Consider the following 516-nt stretch of genomic DNA (forward strand, 5'->3'; position numbering starts at 1 on the left):
CAGCTGTCGGAGGATTCCTTGGAAGTATTGCACTAACTTCTTTTTTAACGGGAATCACAGAACCGATTGAGTATTCATTCATGTTCTTAAGTCCATTGCTATACGTCGTTCATGCAATACTAACCGGACTGTCCATGATGGTTTCATTCTGGTTTGGAATTAAAGATGGCTTCGGTTTCTCAGCGGGGCTTATCGATTATGTGCTTAACTTTGGAATTGCATCGAAACCATTGCTCTTACTCGTGCAAGGTATCGTATTTGGATTTATCTATTTCATTATTTTCTACGTATTAATTAAAAAGTTCAATCTTAAAACACCTGGTCGTGAGGATGAAGATGAAGTTTATGTAGAGGAAAATGAACAAACAGGAGCTCCTTCTACTGGAAAGGGCCGCAAAGATTATGATGGAAAGGCGTATCATTATTTAAACGCATTAGGCGGCCCGGAAAATATTAAGTCACTGGACTATTGTGCGACAAGACTGCGCTTGCAAATGAATGATATGGATCAGGTTG

The 516-nt window shown here is 39.5% G+C and carries 1 protein-coding gene; it reads left to right on the forward strand.

Going from position 1 to position 516, the window contains the following annotated elements; translation table 11 throughout:
* On the forward strand, positions 1 to 516 hold a 516-nt coding region (locus AC3G7N_RS22660; RefSeq protein WP_489424347.1), incomplete at both ends, for a PTS transporter subunit EIIB.

Source organism: Virgibacillus carmonensis, from assembly GCF_057836705.1.